The organism is Glaciimonas soli (genome assembly GCF_009497155.1).
GTDB classification, from domain to species: domain Bacteria; phylum Pseudomonadota; class Gammaproteobacteria; order Burkholderiales; family Burkholderiaceae_D; genus Glaciimonas; species Glaciimonas soli.
This window is the reverse complement of the sequence record NZ_WINI01000001.1, coordinates 528,258-546,680: the sequence shown is the minus strand read 5'-3', so window position 1 is coordinate 546,680 and position 18,423 is coordinate 528,258. Positions and strand designations below refer to the sequence as shown.

Below are 18,423 nucleotides of genomic sequence, written 5' to 3'. Positions count from 1 at the left end.
GTGCGCGGCGCAGAATGATGAGCTTTTTAATACTTATGGATAGTCTTTAATTGCCTCAACGACAATATGCAAGGTCACCGCATCACTCACAAAAGGGGCATAACGTCCGAGGTTATAGTCGCTACGCAAAATCTCTGCCGCACCATTGGCACCACAAGCTTGTTTGCCATAAATGAACATGAAGCGGCAACTGTAATGATCGATTTCCAGCGTAACCGGATGTGTGACGCCTTTGACGGTCAGATTGCCCTCGACCTGTTTTAAGACGTCGCCATCGAATACTAAGCGGGATGAAATGAAGTGGATATCGGGATGATGTTCCGCATCGAAAAAATCACTCGAACGCAGGGTTTGATTGAATGCATCGCTGCCTGTGTTGACGGAAGCGGTGTCGATGTTGATGTCAATAGTGCCAGTTTTGGCATCAGGATCAATCGCGATAGAACCGCTGATGTTGTCAAAGCGGCCGCGCTGTACCGACAAGCCCCAATGACTGTACTCAAAGGACGTGAAGGTGTGATCAGGGTCGATTTTGTAATGGTCGACGGCGAAGCTGGGGCCGCTCAATGCCGTAAGTAGCATTGCTGATAATAGCCCGCGCTTCCAATTTTTTGTATACATAAGAGTTTCTTCTCCCAGATTTTCCTCGCCCTGCCACAACTGGGTTAGGGAAGCCTTCTTTATGGAGAGTCTTTTATTGCCGCAACGACAATGCTAAAGGTCACTGCATCGCTCAAAAAAGGAACATAACGACCGAGGTTGTAATCACTCCGTAAAATCTTAAGCGCTCCATTGGCACCGCAAGTTCGTTTGCCATTAATGAGTATGGAGCCACAATTGAAATGATCTACTCCCAGCGTAACCGGATGTGTAATACCTTTGATGGTCAGATTGCCCTCGACTTGTTTCAAAACGTCGCCATCGAATATTAAGCGGGATGAGATAAAGCGAATATCAGGATGACGTTTCGAATCGAAAAAAACGCTTGAGCGCAGGGTTCGATTGACCGCATCGCTACCGGTGTTGACGGAAGCGGTGCTGATATCTATATCGATAGTACCAGTTTTGGTATCAGGATCAATCTCGATGAAGCCGCTGGTATTATCAAAGCTACCATGCTGCATCGAGAAACCCCAACGACTATATTGAAAGGACGTGGCAGTGTGATCGGCATCGATTTTGTAATGATCGACGGCAAAACTGGAGGCGTTCAATGCGGTAAGTAGCATTGTTGATAATAGCCTGCGCTTCCAGTTTTTTGTATGCATAAGCGTTTTTGGGCCCAGATTTTCTTCCCTCTCCCACATTTCGGGCAGGGAAGCCTTCAATTAATCACGTGTCGGTGCTGCAGGGCATCCACGCCAGCTAGATCCTGCCGGAATGTGCTCACCTTTCATGATCAGGGTTAGCGCACCCAGTTTGGCATTGTCTTCCACCTCTGCGCCATATAAGACAAAGCAGCGAGGCCCCATATAAACGCGGCTGCCGATAGTGACGTGATCGACCTTCATGACGCGATCTTCAAATAAATGCGTTTGTGGACAGGATGATGCATTTAATTCGCTGTGATCTCCGATGGTGACGCAATCGAATTCGGTAATGTCTGTGGTGTTGAGATAGACCCCGCGCCCAATTTTTGATCCTAGCAAATTGAAAGCGATAGGCAGCCACGGCGTACCGCGTAAATAGCTGGAGAGATTCGGAACGGCAATACCTTCATACAAAGTAGTCACTGCTTCGGATACCCAGACAAATGGCGTCCACATTGGGATGCTGTGTTTTTTATAACGTCCGATTAACAGCCATTTGAGTGCTGCGACAAAGAAGAATGTCCCAACACCGTACAACAAACCAGCCAGTGTCAATAACTCAACGACTTCATCCCAATTGCCTGCGCCAGCGAGCGGCATTAAATCCAGCACGACGGTATAACCAACAGCAATGACGATGGCATGCGGCGCAATAATGCGGAAGGCTTCGACCAATCCGCGGCCCAGGCGGCGTCGTTTGGATGGACGGAAAGTGAGGTGTTCAGGGAAGCCACTGGTTTCTTCGCGTGCCGGTAAATTGATAGGCGGCGAGCCTAACCAGGTATCGCCACTGCGCATTTTGTCGTTATCAGGTACGCGTGAATAGACGCCGATCAGTACATTTTCTGGCAAGATTGTGCCATCAGGAACGTAGGCACCGTTACCGACAAAACTGCGGCGGGAAATCACCGTTTGTTGCATGCGCATCCAACCGCCGTCAATTTGCTCATCGCCCAACAGCACCGCGTCGGCGATAAAGGTTTCGTCGCCCAAGGTCAGCATGTCAGGTACCACGCCCAACGCGGTGGAGATTTCTGCGCCGCGTCCGACTTTGGCGCCGAGCAAACGGTACCAATAAGGTGCAAAGACGGTGGCATATACACCATGCAGAACACTTAAGCTTGATTCCTGGATTTGATTGACTAGCCATTTACGACAATATGTATTGCTATGTACAGGCCAGCTTCCGGGTTTCAGGCGCGGTAAAAATACCCAACGAATTCCGGCAGAAAGTAACGCGGTACAAACGATCAATATTGCCGTCGCAGGGAAGGCCATGACGAAATATTTGGTCAACTGAAAAATAGGGTCATTACTTTGCAACCATGGAAATTTGTCGTAATCATCCAACCAGTCGATCAAAATAAAGCTAGGAAAGACTGGCATGAAGAACAAGGTGGTTATCAGCAAAGCACCAAAAAAGAAAAAGATCGCTTCACCAATCTGGCGTTTGCGCGTGAGCGCCGGGCGTGCTGGCATACTGCTTGAATCAAAAGCACCGATATCGCGCGCTGGCGATCCGGTCCAGATACGGCCGGCAGGCACGTGTTGGCCATCGCTTAAAGCTGACTGGCCTTCCAAATGGCCAAACGCAGCTATGCTGGTATTGCCTTCAAGGACGGCGTAAGAACCGATATTAGACTCGTGTGCTAACGTAATGCTGCCGACGCGCAGCTCACCGTGCTCTACCCGGACATTTTCCAGATTGACGGCATTACCAATGCTGACGCCGTCTGCAATGTGTAATAAATCATGTGCGCGTATCGTGATCGAACCGATTAACGCTTCAGCGCCAATACGGGCGCCCAGTGCCCGTAACCACCAGGTGTATAGGGAGGATCCACTCAGGAGATAGGCGGGTGCTGCTTCAACCAGGCGATCTGTCAGCCACCAGCGATAGTAGGTGAGGCCCCACAATGGATAACGTCCGGGTTTGAGTCGACCCAGGATGATCCATTTGGCGGCAATGGCCACCGCAAACTCCAATAGTGTTGCCAGCAAAAATACCCCAGTCGATAGCATAATCGCACGTGGGATAGATTGCCCCGGATCACCCGTGAAGAAGTGATAAGTGAAAAATGGGGCCAGCCATTGCATCATGCGCAAAGCCACTAGCCAAGGCACTGTAGCTAATTGCGCAGCACCACATATCCAGCGTTTCCAGGTCGGCGGGGTAACCCAACTCGTATCGACAGCGGCAGCCGCGGCAGGTGTTTCTGCCAATACGTCAGCGATGCGAGCAATAACCCGATTCATATAAATGTCGCGGACAGTGATGTGGGCGAAGCGCGGATCGCTACGTAAAGCCGATGCCAGACGGGCGGCTAATAAAGAGTGACCGCCGAGATCGCTAAAGAAATCGGCATCGCGCAAAATTGCTTGTCCCGGAAATAGTTTGGCGACAGCTGCAAACAGGGCTTCTTCGGCTGGGGTTTCCGGAATATCAGAACCAACCATATCCGCGGCGTGGGCAACGGTCAACGGTCGGGCTTTGAGCGCTTTACGATCGATTTTTCCGGAGGTTAAGCGCGGCATTTCCGTCATGCTCTCAAAATGTCCAGGCACCATGTATGGCGGCAAACGTTCGCCGAGCGCCGCTCGCAGAGTGGCGGGAACAATGGTCGTGCCGGTTTCCGGAACGATGAACGCGATCAACTGGTCGATGCCATCGTCATTACGCAACACCACGGCGACGGTGCCGACACCGGGTTGTCGTGCTAACACTTCTTCGATTTCGCCTAACTCGACGCGAAATCCACGGATTTTGACTTGATCGTCAGTGCGACCCAGGCACTGAACACGGCCATCGGTTTCGATCCGCGCTAAATCGCCGGTACGGTATAAACGGCTATCGTGCTCTCCCGACGCCCACGGATTGGTCAAGAATTTTTCGGCAGTCAAATCCGGACGACCCAAATAACCAGCGGCGACACCAGGGCCGGTGATGCATAACTCACCGACTTCACCGCGCGGCATTAAGCTCAGTCCATTCTCTATCGCGGTGCTGATCACCAACATGCCATAGTTCGGCAACGGCGAACCGATGGTGACCGGTTCATTGGCATGCAACTCGGCCAGACTGGCAGACACCGTGGCTTCAGTCGGGCCGTAAGTGTTAAACACCTGTATCCCCGGCTTCGCCCAGCGATTAACCAGCGCTTCAGGGCACATCTCACCGCCGAGATTGATTAAACGCAAACTCGGAATATCCTGATTGAACAAGGCTAATAATGTGGGCACTGCATGTAATACGGTGACATGGTTATCTGCCAAAGCGCGTGGCAAGGCTTCGGGATCGGATGCCAGTTCTTTGGGAGCAATCCACAAGGTCGCGCCAACCAGATAACTGATCCAGATTTCCTCGAAGGACATGTCGAAGGCTACTGAGAAGCCTTGATACACGCGATCTGTGCTGCGTATGCCAAGCACGGCATTTTCACTGCGCAGGAAATGGCAAATGCTGCCTTGGGTGATTTCGATCCCTTTCGGCTTGCCAGTTGAACCGGAGGTGTAAATCACATATGCAGGGTGATCGCCACGGACGCCGCTACGTCTTTGTAATGAAATCTGCGGTGAGTCCGGGGAGTCTTGTAATAAGTCCTGTAGCAGATGTTCTGCCGTCCACACGCTACGACCAAGCTCTGCCAGGCGCGGAGCAAATTGTTCACAGCTGACGATGCCTGGAGAATTAGCATCCTCCAGACAAACCGCGATACGTTCGACTGGCGTATCTGCATCCAGTGGCAGCCACGCTGCGCCAGCTTTGGCGATGGCGGCTTGCATGATTAATAAATCTATTCCGCGCGGTAACCAAAGGCCAACAATATGGCCTGGACGTACACCTGCGGCAATCAGTCGCGATGCTGCAAAATCGGCAGTTTGATTAAGTTCTTGATAACTAACCTGACGTTCGCCAAAAATTAAGGCAATCTGGTGCGGTGCGCGCATTGCGCTGGCTTCGAGTAAATCGGCAAGTACTTCATTGCGTATTAATTCAGGTTGTGATGCGCCAAAAAGAATATTGCTTTGCGTCGCATTTCCAATTGTTCCTGTCGCAATATCGGTAAGCATGGGTTGTGTCATGTATAAAATCGCTGGCTCTGCTATGAAGAATGCTTGATGTTAACACGCGAGTATGTGCCTAGGTGGCGACTTGGTATGATTGCAAAGGTTTCACATATTAGTGTCGTCAATTTAACAACGTCGTACAGTGTTTGATATGTAATTATTTGACAATATTCATTTTTGTTGCGTGAAAAAATAAAGAATAAAGAAATGGATACTTGTTTGGATACTCGGCGGTGGCAAGATTAAAGCGATATTGGCGGAGTTTTCTGATGCGTTCATCGAAGACAGCATTGCCGGAACAGATATCTTTGAAAAAGATACGGTATTTTTAGATTTAAAAAATCATTTAAGGTCGCTTCGATCAGTGTCATGATCGCATAAAAAAATGCCCTGAAAATTCAGGGCATTTTTTATACTTGCTTATTTCTTCTGAACCGCTATCTGATCCAAAATATGCTTAGGCACCGCCGCATAATGTTTAAACTCCATCGTGTACGTCGCCCGTCCTTGGGATAAGGAACGCAAAGTAGTGGAATACCCAAACATTTCCGACAGCGGGATTTCAGCGCGTATGGTTTTGCCGCCGCCACCGGCTATATCAGCGGTACCTTGCACCATGCCGCGCCGGGATGACAAGTCGCCCATCACGTTGCCCATATACTCTTCAGGCGTTTCCACTTCGACTTGCATCATCGGTTCCAGCAATACCGGACTGGCTTTACGCATGCCTTCTTTGAAAGCGATTGAGCCTGCCATGCGGAAGGCATTTTCGTTGGAATCGACATCATGATACGAACCAAAGGTCAGCGTAACTTTGACGTCGACCACCGGATAGCCCGCCAGCACACCGCTTTTCAGGGTTTCTTGAATACCTTTGTCGACGGCCGGTATAAATTCACGCGGCACTACGCCGCCTTTAATTGCATCGACAAACTCATAGCCTTTGCCGGGTTCTAATGGTTCCAGTTTCAATACCACGTGCCCATATTGGCCGCGTCCGCCGGATTGCTTGACGAATTTACCTTCCACATCATCGACTTCCTTGGTAATCGTTTCGCGATAGGCAACTTGCGGTTTGCCGACCGTGGCTTCGACATTGAATTCGCGACGCATGCGATCAACCAGAATTTCCAGATGCAATTCACCCATGCCGGAAATGATGGTTTGACCGGATTCTTCATCGGTGTGGACGCGGAAAGAGGGGTCTTCCTGCGCCAGACGATTGAGTGCAATCCCCATCTTTTCTTGATCGGGTTTGGTTTTCGGTTCCACCGCTTGCGAAATCACCGGCTCAGGAAAAACCATGCGTTCCAGGATAATCACGTGTTCTGGATCGGACAAAGTATCGCCCGTAGTGACATCTTTTAAACCCACCGCAGCGGCAATGTCGCCCGTATAGACTTCTTTGATTTCCTTGCGCTCGTTGGCGTGCATTTGCAATATACGGCCCAGGCGTTCTTTCTTGCCTTTGGTCGGGATGTAGACCTGATCGCCAGAATTGACCACGCCGGAATAGACGCGGAAAAAAGTCAATTGGCCGACAAACGGATCCGTCATGATTTTGAAGGCGAGGGCGGAGAAGGGTTCGTCATCGCTTGGATGGCGTTCTATCTCTTGATTGTTTTCATCATGTCCTTTAATGGATGGAACGTCTAACGGCGAGGGCAGATATTGCACCACCGCGTCCAGCATCGCTTGCACGCCTTTATTTTTAAAAGCACTGCCGCACAGCATCGGAACGATTTCATTCTTGATGGTACGCAGTCGCAGACCATGGATGATTTCTTCTTCCGTCAGAGTGCCGCCGTTCAAATATTTCTCGGTCATTTCTTCCGTTGCTTCGGCGGCTTGCTCTACCATCTTGTCATGCCATTCTTGTGCTTGCGCGGCCATTTCTGTCGGAATTTCACGATAAAAAAACACCACGCCCTGACTGGCTTCATCCCAGATAACGGCTTTCATTTTGACCAGATCGATCACGCCCTGGAAATTATCCTCTGCACCGATAGGCAGTTGAATAGGTACGGGCAGACCTTTGAGCCGTTCAATAATCTGCTCACGCACGCGTAAAAAATTGGCCCCGACCCGGTCCATCTTGTTGATGAAAGCGATCCGTGGCACCGCATATTTATTGGCTTGTCGCCAGACTGTTTCCGATTGTGGCTGCACGCCACCAACAGCGTCGTACACCATCACCACGCCATCAAGCACACGCATAGAACGTTCGACTTCAATCGTGAAGTCGACATGGCCTGGCGTATCAATGATATTGATGCGGTGTTCGACAAAGTTATTTGCCATACCTTTCCAGAAGGCGGTGGTGGCAGCAGAGGTAATGGTGATGCCGCGTTCTTGTTCTTGTTCCATCCAGTCCATGGTCGCAGCGCCATCGTGGACTTCGCCAATTTTATGTTTGACGCCGGTGTAGAACAGAATGCGTTCAGTAGTGGTAGTTTTGCCCGCATCGATATGCGCGCTGATGCCTATATTGCGATAGAGGGCAATCGGAGTTTTACGTGTCATGACAGTGCCTTTTAAAGTGTGATTAGAAGGCTTGCTAGAGGACGGTTTTGGCTACATTTATTTCAATGAGTCAGAGCTGTCCACAGCATGGTCAAAGGAGCGTAGCAAGCCACCAGTCCTTTGACCGACACGAATTCTATTAATCAACTTGTCATAGGTACGCATGATGGTTCCTTGAAATCTGATTGCCTATATGTGGATAGCTATACGTAAAACAAGAGCATTATTTTTAATTATTGCGCGCATCCTCTCCCGCTTTTGGGAGAGGAAAAAACGCGCAATTAAGCAATTAATCCACGCTTCGCCAACATTGGCTCTACCTTAGGATCGCGCCCACGGAAAGCACGGTAAGCGGCTGCCGGTTCTTGCTTGTTCCCAGCACTGTATACGTATTTGTATAAACGTTCAGCCGTGGCCGGATCGAACGGATCACCGGCTTCTATGAAGGCATTGTAGCCATCGGCATCCAATACTTCTGCCCACATATAGACGTAATAGCCAGCGGCGTAGCTAGGTCCCGCGAACAGATGCTTGAAATGAGACAAATAATGACGCTGGCCGATATCTTCTGGTATGCCCAATAGTTTGCATTGTTCAGCTTCAAATGCCGCGATATCGACGGCGGTGCCATTTGGTAGCGAATGTAGCGCCATATCAATTAGTGCTGGCCCGGCGTACATGATGGTGGACCAGGCTTGATTGAATTGACGCGCTTTTTTCAGTTTTTCCAGCAAGGCAGCTGGCATGGCTTCACCCGTTTGATAGTGACGCGCAAAACGGTTCAGCACGCTTTCTTCTTCAGCCCAGTTTTCGAAAATCTGTGAAGGCAGCTCTACGTAATCTTGCAATACACGCGGGCCAGCCAATCGTTCATATTTCACTTGTGATAACAAGCCATGCAGGCCGTGACCGAATTCGTGAAATAAGGTGGTGACATCGTTAAAACTGAGCAGAGCAGGGTCGGCTTTGGCAAAGTTGTTGTTATTAATGATGATAGGCAGCGTGCCGCGATTGTCTGGTGATTGATAACCGGACTGGGCGCGGAATTCATTCATCCAGGCTCCGCTGCGTTTAGTAGCACGGGCAAAATTATCACCGATGAATATGCCAATCAAAACGTCATCACGATTGCGTACCTCCCATAAACGCGCATCAGGGTGGTACAGCGGGATTCCCTTTTTCTCGACAAACGAAATGCCAAATAAGCGGTGGGCGCAATCGAACATGGCGCTGATCATGTTGTTTAGCTCAAAGTAAGGCTTGATCTCGGCATCATCAAGATCGTAACGTGCCTGGCGGACTTTCTCAGCCAGATATGGCCAATCCCATGCAGCGATCGGTGTCGGCTCACCCAAAGATTGCGCCATTTCTGTCAGCGCTTTTCGGTCTTCTGCAGCCTTGGCTTTGGCTGGCTCCCATGCCTTGACTAGCAGTTCAAGCACCGCTTCCGGGTTATCCGCCATCCGATCGATTAATTGATAGTCGGCGTACGTTGGATAGCCGTGCAATTGCGCTTGTTCTTGACGCAGAGCGATGATTTGCGCGGCGATAGGGAGGTTGTTATGCTTGCCGGCATGTGCGCCGCGTGCCAGGCGCGCGCGCCATACTGCTTCACGTAAATCGCGTCGGGCGGAGAAGGCCAAAAATGGCTCTGTCAGCGAAGGAGACAATGTCATAGCATAACTTCCTTCAGCTAGCTTATGCTGCTGCGCTGCAGATTTTGCCGATGCTCGAAGAAAATCAGGTAGGCCAGCTAAATCCGCTTCACCTTTTAATTCCAGCACGAAGCCGGCTTCATCCGCCAAGACGTTTTGGGTGAATTGTGTATAGAGCGCAGCCAATTGCTCCATGATTTCGCCATAACGCGCTCTTGTTGCGACAGGCAATTTTGCTCCGGCCAGCACAAAATCCAGATGGACGCGTTCTAACAAACGCAATTGTTCAGGATGAAGATCCAGTGAAGAGCGTTGCGCGTGCAACGCATCTATACACGCAAATAATCCTGCGTGCATATAGATGGCATTATTGTGTGCTGCCAGACGTGGGGCTAGTTCTAATTCAGCAGCTTGTAGAGCTGGTGAAGTTTCGCTGGCGGCTAAATTTTCAAATAAATAACTAATGCGATTGAATGCGCGTCCTGACGCGTCAAAAGCGGCCAGCGTATTTTCAAAATTCGGGGCGTCAACATTACTGGCAATATCATCAATTTCAGCCAGATGTTCAGGTAAGGCGACTTCAAGCGCAGGGACAAAATCTTCCGCATTTACTAAGTCAAACGGCGGCAAGTTATACGGGGTATTCCAGTCTTGCAAAAGCGGATTCGCTACAAGGGTATTGAGCATGACGTTAGGCATCCAAGTGTATTTTGGGATGCCTATTCTAATACGCTAGCGGAAATAGTTTCTTGCGATATACAAAAATAAAACTGCGCCAACATACAGTGATGTCGTTGTGGCTTCAATACTATTTGATGAGTATTGCAAGTTCCAACTTATCAAGTCTCGAAATGACATCTTCAAAGCGCTCTTCATATTCCCAGTAAATTAATCGATCCGCATAAGTCGTGAGGATAAATTTCTCGCTAATTGATTGGATACGATCAATCGCAATGAGCTTGGTGATTGGATTTTCGACGCTAACGGTTTCTATTATTTCTTTATTGTCCTGGTCGAAGCCATGCATGATTTGATGATTTCCTACTGTCAGCTTTAGAAATTTCATTTTGCGCCACCTCGTTTGGCTTTGTCCGTCTGGTTATTCGTTATCGCTGTCTGACTACGCATTTGATACCGCAATAGTAGTGCCGCGCTTGTCATCATCAATGTACCTAGTATTATCATGAAGTAAGCCAGATAAAGATCTTCTAGCGTTCTGATCTTGTGATATCGGCGCGTCTGGCTGTAAGCGACCAGTATTTTCCCATTCACTTCGATCTGATAAATTTCGTTTTCATTATCCAAATTGATCCACGCTTTTACAGATGTGCCAATGAGGCTATTGACAACATTTTGATCGATTGTCGAGGAATCAATACGCCACACAACCGCCGCGCCGTTTTGTTCGGCGGTCAATTCAAACCATTCGTGGACGACACTACGTTTGCGTCTTTCAACCACGTCAACGACTTTGGTGACAGTAGCATTTTGTACCTGTAGTGCTTGTAGCGGCAGGGCTTTTTCTCCAGCCAGCCCCATGTAAAGTGCGACCAGTCCGGCGATCAGGACGATGATGCCGGACTTGAATAACCAGGATTCCTTGAGTAGTTGTCTCAACATCGTTTTTCCTAGCTAAAAATTATGAATTGCGGGAGCATTGTTATTAAGTTGTTGCTCAAGTGTCAATCGTCTCTGCATATCTGTTGATTTATTAGACTCACCACTACGCCGTAGATATCGAAAATTGGCAAAAAATGCAATCAAACGACGCTGATGCTATTTGAATGTTGTGACCGTGCGCATATTTTGTACATAATCGCGCATAATTCTGCTTTTGCAATTTTCGAGAAAGAGCTGTGATGGCTAAATATGATCGTATTCCCGATGCAGTGACTCTACCGGAACTGACGTTTCGTGGTGTGATTCTCGGCGCTTTAATCACTATTGTTTTTACTGCTTCAAATGTCTATTTAGGTTTAAAAGTCGGTTTGACTTTTTCGTCGGCGATTCCAGCCGCAGTGATTTCCATGGCGATATTGCGTGCGTTTAAGGACGCCAATATTCTTGAGAATAATATGGTGCAAACGCAAGCATCGGCTGCCGGAACTTTATCGGCGATTATTTTCATTTTGCCGGGGCTGGTGATGATGGGGCATTGGCAAGGGTTCCCGTTCTGGCAAACACTGGGTATCTGTGCAGCTGGCGGTATGCTGGGCGTGATGTTCACCATTCCGTTGCGTCATGCGATGGTGGTGCAGGGTAATTTGCCGTATCCGGAAGGCGTTGCTGCTGCAGAGATTTTGCGTGTGGGTAGTGCTAACGCTGTCGTCGATGAGATTGCCAACGGTGAAAAATCTTCCAGGGTGGCGGCAACTGGTATGGCGGACATCATGGCTGGCGGGATTGTCGCAGCGGTGGTGAGCTTTGCATCCAGCGGTTTACGGGTTCTTGGCGATGGTATTAATTTATGGTTCTCGGCCGGCGCCGCGGTGGTGCGTCTGCCGATGGGATTTTCGTTAGCTTTATTGGGGGCTGGTTACCTGATCGGCATCGTTGCCGGTATTGCAATGCTGATAGGATTATTAATTGCATGGGGTGTTGCGGTTCCTGTGCTGACATCCATGCACAGTATTCCCGATGGAATGGCAATAGCTAAATATGCGACCGGGATCTGGAGTAAAGAGGTACGTTTCATCGGCGCCGGGACTATTGGTGTCGCGGCCATCTGGACCTTGGCGACATTGTTCAAGCCTATGGTCGAAGGTGTCAAAACTTCTTTCAAAGCGATCAGCAGCAGCGTAGATCGCATCGATATTCCACGCACCGAACGCGATATGTCGCCGAAATGGATCATCGCTATTACCTTGGTGTTGGTGGCGATTTTGGCGGCGACATTCGGCGCATTTTTAAGCCCTGAACCATTAACTGCTGCCACGATGTGGGGTTTGGTAGCTTATGGTGTCATTTTTGCTTTTATCTTTGGCTTTTTGATTGCTGCTGCATGCGGTTATATGGCCGGTTTGATTGGCTCTTCCGCGAGCCCGATTTCGGGTGTTGGTATTGTCGCCGTGGTGATGGTGTCTCTGCTGCTGTTGGTCATTTCTAGCGGGGATGGCTTATTGGCGACGGAATCAGGCAGGCAGTTGGGTATAGCGTTGGCTATTTTTACTACCTCAGCGGTGGTGGCAGTGGCGGCGATTGCTAACGATAATTTGCAGGATTTAAAAACCGGCTGGCTGGTTGGTGCGACGCCGTGGAAACAGCAGGTTGCCTTGCTGATCGGGTGCGTTGCCGGTGCATTAGTGATTCCTCCGGTATTGGAGTTGCTGTATAACGCCTACGGTTTTGCCGGTGCCATGCCACGTGCAAGCATGGATGTTGGTCAAGCCTTATCGGCCCCACAAGCGACGTTAATGACTGCGATTGCGACCGGGATTTTTACCCATCAGTTGAACTGGAACATGATTGTAGTTGGTGCCGCATTGGGTATCGTGATGATCATCATTGATGGCATCTTGAAGCGTCGCGGTGGTGTAGCACGCCTGCCAGTGATGGCGGTCGGTATTGGTATTTATTTGCCGCCAACGGTGGCTTCAGTATTAGTGGTGGGTGCTGTGTTGGCGTGGATTATTGAACGCATCTTGAAAAAACGCGCAGCCCAACGCGGCATACCGTATGCAGAGTATTCAGAAGCAGCAAACCAGCGTGGCGTATTGATTGCATCGGGTTTGATTGTCGGTGAAAGTTTGATCGGCGTTCTGATGGCGGGTATCATCGGTTTTAGTGGCAAAGAAGCGCCACTAGCGTTGGTTGGCGATAGCTTTGAAACAAACGCGCAATGGTTGGGATTGATCGTGTTTGTGCTGGTGGCGTTTGCTTTTGCGCGACGCGTATTGGCTGCACGTACGGCGTAATGTAAAGTTGACCGTGAAATGAAAAGAGCCGGACTGTTAATCACAGTCTGGCTCTTTTTTTGTGCTTTATTAATTAATTCGTTGCCGTATTTTTTCCTTTAGCAACCATCCAACCGCCGCCAAGTATGCCGACCATGCCGACAATTTGCACAACATAACTCAACCACGGGAAGTTTGCCCAAAATCCGGCAATCACTGGTTCTTTTACGATCATCTGCATCGCCGTGTACACCAAAATCGCCGCACCGATATAGATCGTCACCGGGAATTTTTCGATTAATTTCAACGCCACCGTTGATCCCCACACCATGATTGGTACTGAAATCAACAAACCGGCGATGACCAAAAACATGCTGCCGTGCGCTGCACCAGCGACCGCCAGCACATTATCAATGCCCATGACAGTATCGGCGATGATAATGGTTTTTAACGCCGCTGCCATGGTGGTGACGCCGCCGCCATGACTTTCTTTTTCTCCTGATTGTGTCAGCAAGCGATAAGCAATCCACAATAAAGCAACGCCACCTATCAATAGCAGGCCTGGAATTTTCAATAACCAGACCACTGCGATGGTCATCAATATGCGCATGATAACGGCACCCGCCGTACCCCATAAAATTGCTTTTTTTCGCAAGTGTTCGGGCAAATTGCGGGCTGCCATGGCAATCACGATCGCGTTGTCACCGGCGAGTACCAGATCAATCACCACAATGGAAAGTAATGCGGTGAAAAAAGTCGCCATGCTCAATTCAGCTAAGCCTAGCGTCGTTAAAATCGTTGTGAAATCCATATAAGTTCCATCCATAAAAGGTCAAAAAAGCCCCAACAGCATGGAAACAACAGGATAGCGAGGAGAACAGTCGACGCAATGCCTGCATGGATACCATGCTGACAAAGGTCTTGCTCAACAATCTGGCGATTGCCAAGGTAACCGGGTGCAAGTGTGATGTTTTACGCTTGATCCGTGATGACGACTACCTTGCAAAACGTTGCGACATGCACAATTAATGTGCTTGCAACGTTTAGGAGCTACTCCCCTTTGGAGGGTTTGTATTGAGTGTGTTCAATACGAAAGAACGTTATTTTACTACAGCAACGCCGCATACTGGGTGGTTTTATCAACTTATCCATTGCGCCAGTAATCGGCTTGCGCATAAGTGCGGCGCAAAAAATCAACAAACACCCGTATTCTCAAAGGCAAATGTTGTCGCTGTGCGAACACCGCGTATATATCATTGCCGGGCGCGGCGAATTCGTCTAACACGCTGACAAGTTTCCCAGACTCAATCGCGCTACCGACTTCCCACATGGAACGCCATGCCAAGCCTTTGCCGCTAAGCGCCCAATCATGCAAAACCTGTCCATCATTGCAGATCATATTGCCCGCGATTTTGAGCGTAGTGATTTTGCCATGTTGACGAAAGGTCCAGCCGCGCTGATTACTTTCACTGCTCATGGCAAGGCAGTTGTGTTTTTGTAAATCGGCCAGAGTCTCCGGCTTGCCATGTCGCTTGAGATAGGCGGGCGAGGCGACAACCACACGCTGGTTATCGGCCAGTTTGGTGCTGATCAGATTGGAATCGGATAGGGATGCAATGCGGATGGCGACATCGACACCTTCGCCGATCAGGTCCACCAGACGATCATTCAAATTCAACGTGATGGTGACATCCCGATGTTCTGCTAAAAAGGATGGCATTAATGGCGCCACGTGTTGTCGACCAAAGCCTGCTGGTGCCGAAATCATTAAATGACCGCTGGCATGCGTGCTGCGCTCTGATACCGCTGATTCGGCGTCTTCCAGCTCTGCCAGTATGCGCTGGCAATCCTCCAGAAAAGAGGCACCTTCATTGGTCAAGGCGATTTTACGTGTGGTTCGCTGTAATAGCTTGACGCCTAAACGCTCCTCCAACGCATCCAGCCGCCTTCCTATCATGGCCGGAGCGATTCCTTCGGCCCGCGCTGCTGCGGACAAACTACCTTTGGAGGTGACTTCGACAAAGGTTGAAATTTGTTTGAATTGGTCCATGGCGATGGTTGGTAGAAGTAAAATAGAGGTAATTCACTTGTGACTAAAACGCATAGATCAAATGATAAATCATCTCACCTACGATGATTTAGTTTAAATATACTATATAGCGTAAAAGTTAGATAAAGCCATTCGGTTTTTGCCATAATGAGTATGCTGCTGTGCAAAATGTGAACCGATTAGCTTGAGTAGAACGAGTTTGCAATACCTGAATTTGACGTACCAGAGATAAATATAAAGACTATTGGAGCATCTATGACGCAACCTACAACACAACTGACCCTGCCTGCAGGAATGGAAATCACAGGCGCGATTGCGCCGGGATACGAACAAATTTTGACCCCCGATGCGTTGACATTGGTGGCTAAATTAAGCCGCGCATTTGAAACGCGTCGCCAGGAATTGCTGGGCGTGCGAGTGGAGCGCGCTAAGCGCCTCGATGCCGGTGAACGCCCTGATTTTTTAGCCGACACTGCGCATATCCGCAATGGTGACTGGAAAATCGCTCCGCTTCCAGCTGCATTGGAATGTCGTCGCGTTGAAATCACTGGCCCGGTTGATCGCAAGATGGTGATCAATGCATTGAATTCTGGCGCCGATAGTTACATGACCGATTTTGAAGATTCCAATGCTCCTACATGGAGCAATCAAATCGTTGGTCAGATTAACATGCGCGACGCTGTGCGTAAAACGATTGCATTGGAACAGAACGGCAAGTCGTACAAACTTAATGATAAAGTTGCTACTTTAATCGTGCGTCCACGTGGCTGGCATTTGGATGAAAAGCATGTTCTGGTTGATGGTAAACGCATCTCTGGCGGGATTTTCGATTTTGCTTTATTCATGTTCCATAACGCGAAAGAGCAATTAGCTCGCGGCGCTGGTCCTTATTTCTATCTGCCTAAGATGGAATCGCATTTGGAAGCGCGTTTGTGGAACGATATTTTTGTCATGACGCAAACAGAACTCGGTCTGCCACAAGGCACTATCAAAGCAACGGTGTTGATCGAAACGATTTTGGCCGCGTTTGAGATGGACGAAATTTTGTATGAACTGCGTGAACATAGTTCAGGTCTGAACGCAGGTCGCTGGGACTACATTTTCTCTTGCATCAAAAAATTCAAACTCGACAAAGATTTCTGTTTGGCTGATCGCGCCAAAGTAACAATGACGGCACCGTTCATGCGTTCATACGCTTTGTTGTTGCTGAAGACCTGCCACAAACGTAACGCGCCAGCGATTGGCGGTATGGCAGCATTGATTCCTATCAAAAACGATCCGGCTAAAAACGAGATCGCTATGGGCGGCGTGCGTACGGATAAAGCGCGTGACGCGACCGACGGTTACGATGGTGGTTGGGTCGCTCATCCAGGTTTAGTTGAGTTGGCAATGACTGAATTCACCAAAGTATTGGGCGATAAACTAAATCAAATCGACAAACAACGTCCTGACGTTAATGTCACCGCTACAGAATTGCTCGATTTCAAACCGGAAGCACCGATCACAGAAGCTGGCCTGCGCTACAACATCAATGTCGGCATTCACTATCTAGGTGCCTGGCTGGATGGTAACGGTTGCGTACCGATTCATAATTTGATGGAAGATGCGGCGACTGCAGAAATCAGCCGTGCACAAGTCTGGCAATGGATACGCTCGACTAAAGGTGTGCTGGACGATGGTAGAAAAGTCACCGCTGAGATGGTATTGGCCATGATTCCGGAAGAATTGGTGAAGGTGAAGGGCTTGGTTGGTGATGGTGCTACATATGACCGTGCGGCGACGATATTTGCAGAAATGTCGACTTCCGCATCATTTGCTGAATTCTTGACTTTGCCGCTGTACGAAGAAATTTGATTTTTTAAGGACACGGCGTGCTGTGTCTTTAATGTATGAAAAAACAGCCGGTCTTTCGATCGGCTGTTTTTGTTTGTGTCGTTATTTTTAGTAGGTAATCGTCACTGTCAAGGTGTCACTATAGGTACCAGCTGGCTTATTTTGGCCACCGGGAATGCTGCCATAGGCAGGGTAATTGCGTACAACGCTACCCAAAGAAAGTATATAACTGTCGCTTATTGTCGATGTACCTGATGTCCCATCGCCCCATATTTGGGTGTAGGTTGAATTGGAATAAACATTGTAAGTGATAGTATTGCTACCTAATTTGAGCAGGCGATTCGCAAAGGTGCCATTACCGGCACTAAGCGTGATGGTATAGCTGACTAACAGCCCCAAGCCGTTACAGGTGACCGCCACATTGCCTCCAGGATTGGTGATCCCCGTAGTTCCGGGCGATGCATAAGGACCAAAGCTGATGCCGGTTGCTGCTACGGAGCAGTCTGCAAGCAATGCATGCGCGCTTAAAGGTGCGGTCAGCGCAAAAATTACGGTAAACCATTTCAAATGTTTTTTCATATTGATTCTGCATGGCATACATACGGACCTAAAACGGGGAAGTCCTGATTGGGTGGTGCAGCATCGATGTGAATCTCGCAACTGTGCTGCTTACCAATATCAATGACAACGGTGGCAGGGAAGCTCATCTCAGTAATGAAGACCTCACCATGCAAAGCCACTTCCTGCACGGCGCTATGGCCTTTGAGATGCACCTGAGTGCCGATAGGGAGTGGTTCACCATCTTCATCTTTCAAAATCAACGTAGCGCTCTTGTTTTGTTCCACCTCAAACTTTAGCAAGCTGCCTGAACGCGGTATTGGGACAATTGTTTGCGGTGCGAGATCCAGGGACATGGAAATGGGCAAGTTGGCGTCATCCAGATTCACCTTATTATCGACGTAAGGAATCAGTCGAGGAATAACGGCAACGCCAGCACTGTCGGTTGTACCCACTTTGATGTTGTTGGAATAGATATCAATGCCTGGCATTGTTTGAAAAGTCGGTACCACTACCATCGCAAAGCTGGTGTC

General features: G+C 49.1%; 14 protein-coding genes. 3 read left to right on the top strand and 11 right to left on the bottom strand.

What is annotated here, in order from left to right; all coding sequences use genetic code 11:
• Positions 1-33: 33 nt before the first annotated feature.
• From GEV47_RS02560 to GEV47_RS02530, 7 genes are all read right to left on the bottom strand, one after another.
• On the bottom strand, positions 34-621 hold the full coding sequence (locus GEV47_RS02560) for a YceI family protein (protein ID WP_228124533.1): 588 nt from the start codon (positions 619-621) through the stop codon (positions 34-36).
• A gap of 59 nt (positions 622-680) precedes the next feature.
• Positions 681-1,229: a YceI family protein gene (locus GEV47_RS02555; RefSeq protein ID WP_194270557.1), complete on the bottom strand. Its 549-nt coding sequence runs from the start codon at positions 1,227-1,229 to the stop codon at positions 681-683.
• A gap of 99 nt (positions 1,230-1,328) precedes the next feature.
• Positions 1,329-5,393 carry a Pls/PosA family non-ribosomal peptide synthetase gene (locus GEV47_RS02550; protein ID WP_153233128.1) on the bottom strand — a complete coding sequence of 1,355 codons (4,065 nt, stop codon included), beginning with the start codon at positions 5,391-5,393 and terminating at the stop codon, positions 1,329-1,331.
• A 405-nt stretch (positions 5,394-5,798) separates the two neighbouring features.
• Complete coding sequence (gene fusA / locus GEV47_RS02545) at positions 5,799-7,901, bottom strand: elongation factor G (protein ID WP_153233127.1); 2,103 nt, start codon at positions 7,899-7,901, stop codon at positions 5,799-5,801.
• A gap of 281 nt (positions 7,902-8,182) precedes the next feature.
• Positions 8,183-10,243: a M3 family metallopeptidase gene (locus tag GEV47_RS02540; protein WP_228124532.1), complete on the bottom strand. Its 2,061-nt coding sequence runs from the start codon at positions 10,241-10,243 to the stop codon at positions 8,183-8,185.
• Positions 10,244-10,364: 121 nt separating this feature from the next.
• Positions 10,365-10,622, bottom strand: a complete 258-nt coding sequence (locus tag GEV47_RS02535) for a hypothetical protein (RefSeq protein ID WP_153233125.1) — start codon at positions 10,620-10,622, stop codon at positions 10,365-10,367.
• The gene (locus tag GEV47_RS02530; RefSeq protein ID WP_153233124.1) at positions 10,619-11,176 is read right to left on the bottom strand and encodes a hypothetical protein; all 558 of its coding nucleotides are present in this window, start codon (positions 11,174-11,176) and stop codon (positions 10,619-10,621) included. Before GEV47_RS02530 ends, GEV47_RS02535 begins: the two co-directional genes overlap by 4 nt.
• A 239-nt stretch (positions 11,177-11,415) precedes the next feature.
• Between GEV47_RS02530 and GEV47_RS02525 the strand changes: the two genes are divergently transcribed.
• Positions 11,416-13,470, top strand: a complete 2,055-nt coding sequence (locus GEV47_RS02525; RefSeq protein ID WP_153233123.1) for an OPT family oligopeptide transporter — start codon at positions 11,416-11,418, stop codon at positions 13,468-13,470.
• Positions 13,471-13,543: 73 nt separating this feature from the next.
• On the opposite strand, the gene GEV47_RS02520 is transcribed toward GEV47_RS02525, so the two are convergent.
• On the bottom strand, positions 13,544-14,260 hold the full coding sequence (locus GEV47_RS02520; RefSeq protein ID WP_407646183.1) for a TerC family protein: 717 nt from the start codon (positions 14,258-14,260) through the stop codon (positions 13,544-13,546).
• 95 nt (positions 14,261-14,355) lie between these two features.
• On the opposite strand from GEV47_RS02520, the gene GEV47_RS19680 reads away from it, so the two are divergent.
• Complete coding sequence (locus GEV47_RS19680; protein ID WP_265588496.1) at positions 14,356-14,478, top strand: hypothetical protein; 123 nt, start codon at positions 14,356-14,358, stop codon at positions 14,476-14,478.
• 115 nt (positions 14,479-14,593) lie between these two features.
• Here GEV47_RS19680 and GEV47_RS02515 read toward each other — a convergent pair whose 3' ends face one another.
• Positions 14,594-15,499: a LysR family transcriptional regulator gene (locus tag GEV47_RS02515; RefSeq protein WP_153233122.1), complete on the bottom strand. Its 906-nt coding sequence runs from the start codon at positions 15,497-15,499 to the stop codon at positions 14,594-14,596.
• Between the two features lie 255 nt (positions 15,500-15,754).
• Between GEV47_RS02515 and aceB the strand changes: the two genes are divergently transcribed.
• Positions 15,755-17,353, top strand: coding sequence for a malate synthase A (aceB, locus tag GEV47_RS02510; RefSeq protein ID WP_153233121.1), 1,599 nt, complete (start codon positions 15,755-15,757; stop codon positions 17,351-17,353).
• Positions 17,354-17,440: 87 nt separating this feature from the next.
• On the opposite strand, the gene GEV47_RS02505 is transcribed toward aceB, so the two are convergent.
• Positions 17,441-17,911 carry a Csu type fimbrial protein gene (locus tag GEV47_RS02505; RefSeq protein WP_194270556.1) on the bottom strand — a complete coding sequence of 157 codons (471 nt, stop codon included), beginning with the start codon at positions 17,909-17,911 and terminating at the stop codon, positions 17,441-17,443.
• Complete coding sequence (locus tag GEV47_RS02500) at positions 17,908-18,381, bottom strand: FimD/PapC C-terminal domain-containing protein (protein ID WP_228124531.1); 474 nt, start codon at positions 18,379-18,381, stop codon at positions 17,908-17,910. Before GEV47_RS02500 ends, GEV47_RS02505 begins: the two co-directional genes overlap by 4 nt.
• Positions 18,382-18,423: the final 42 nt, after the last annotated feature.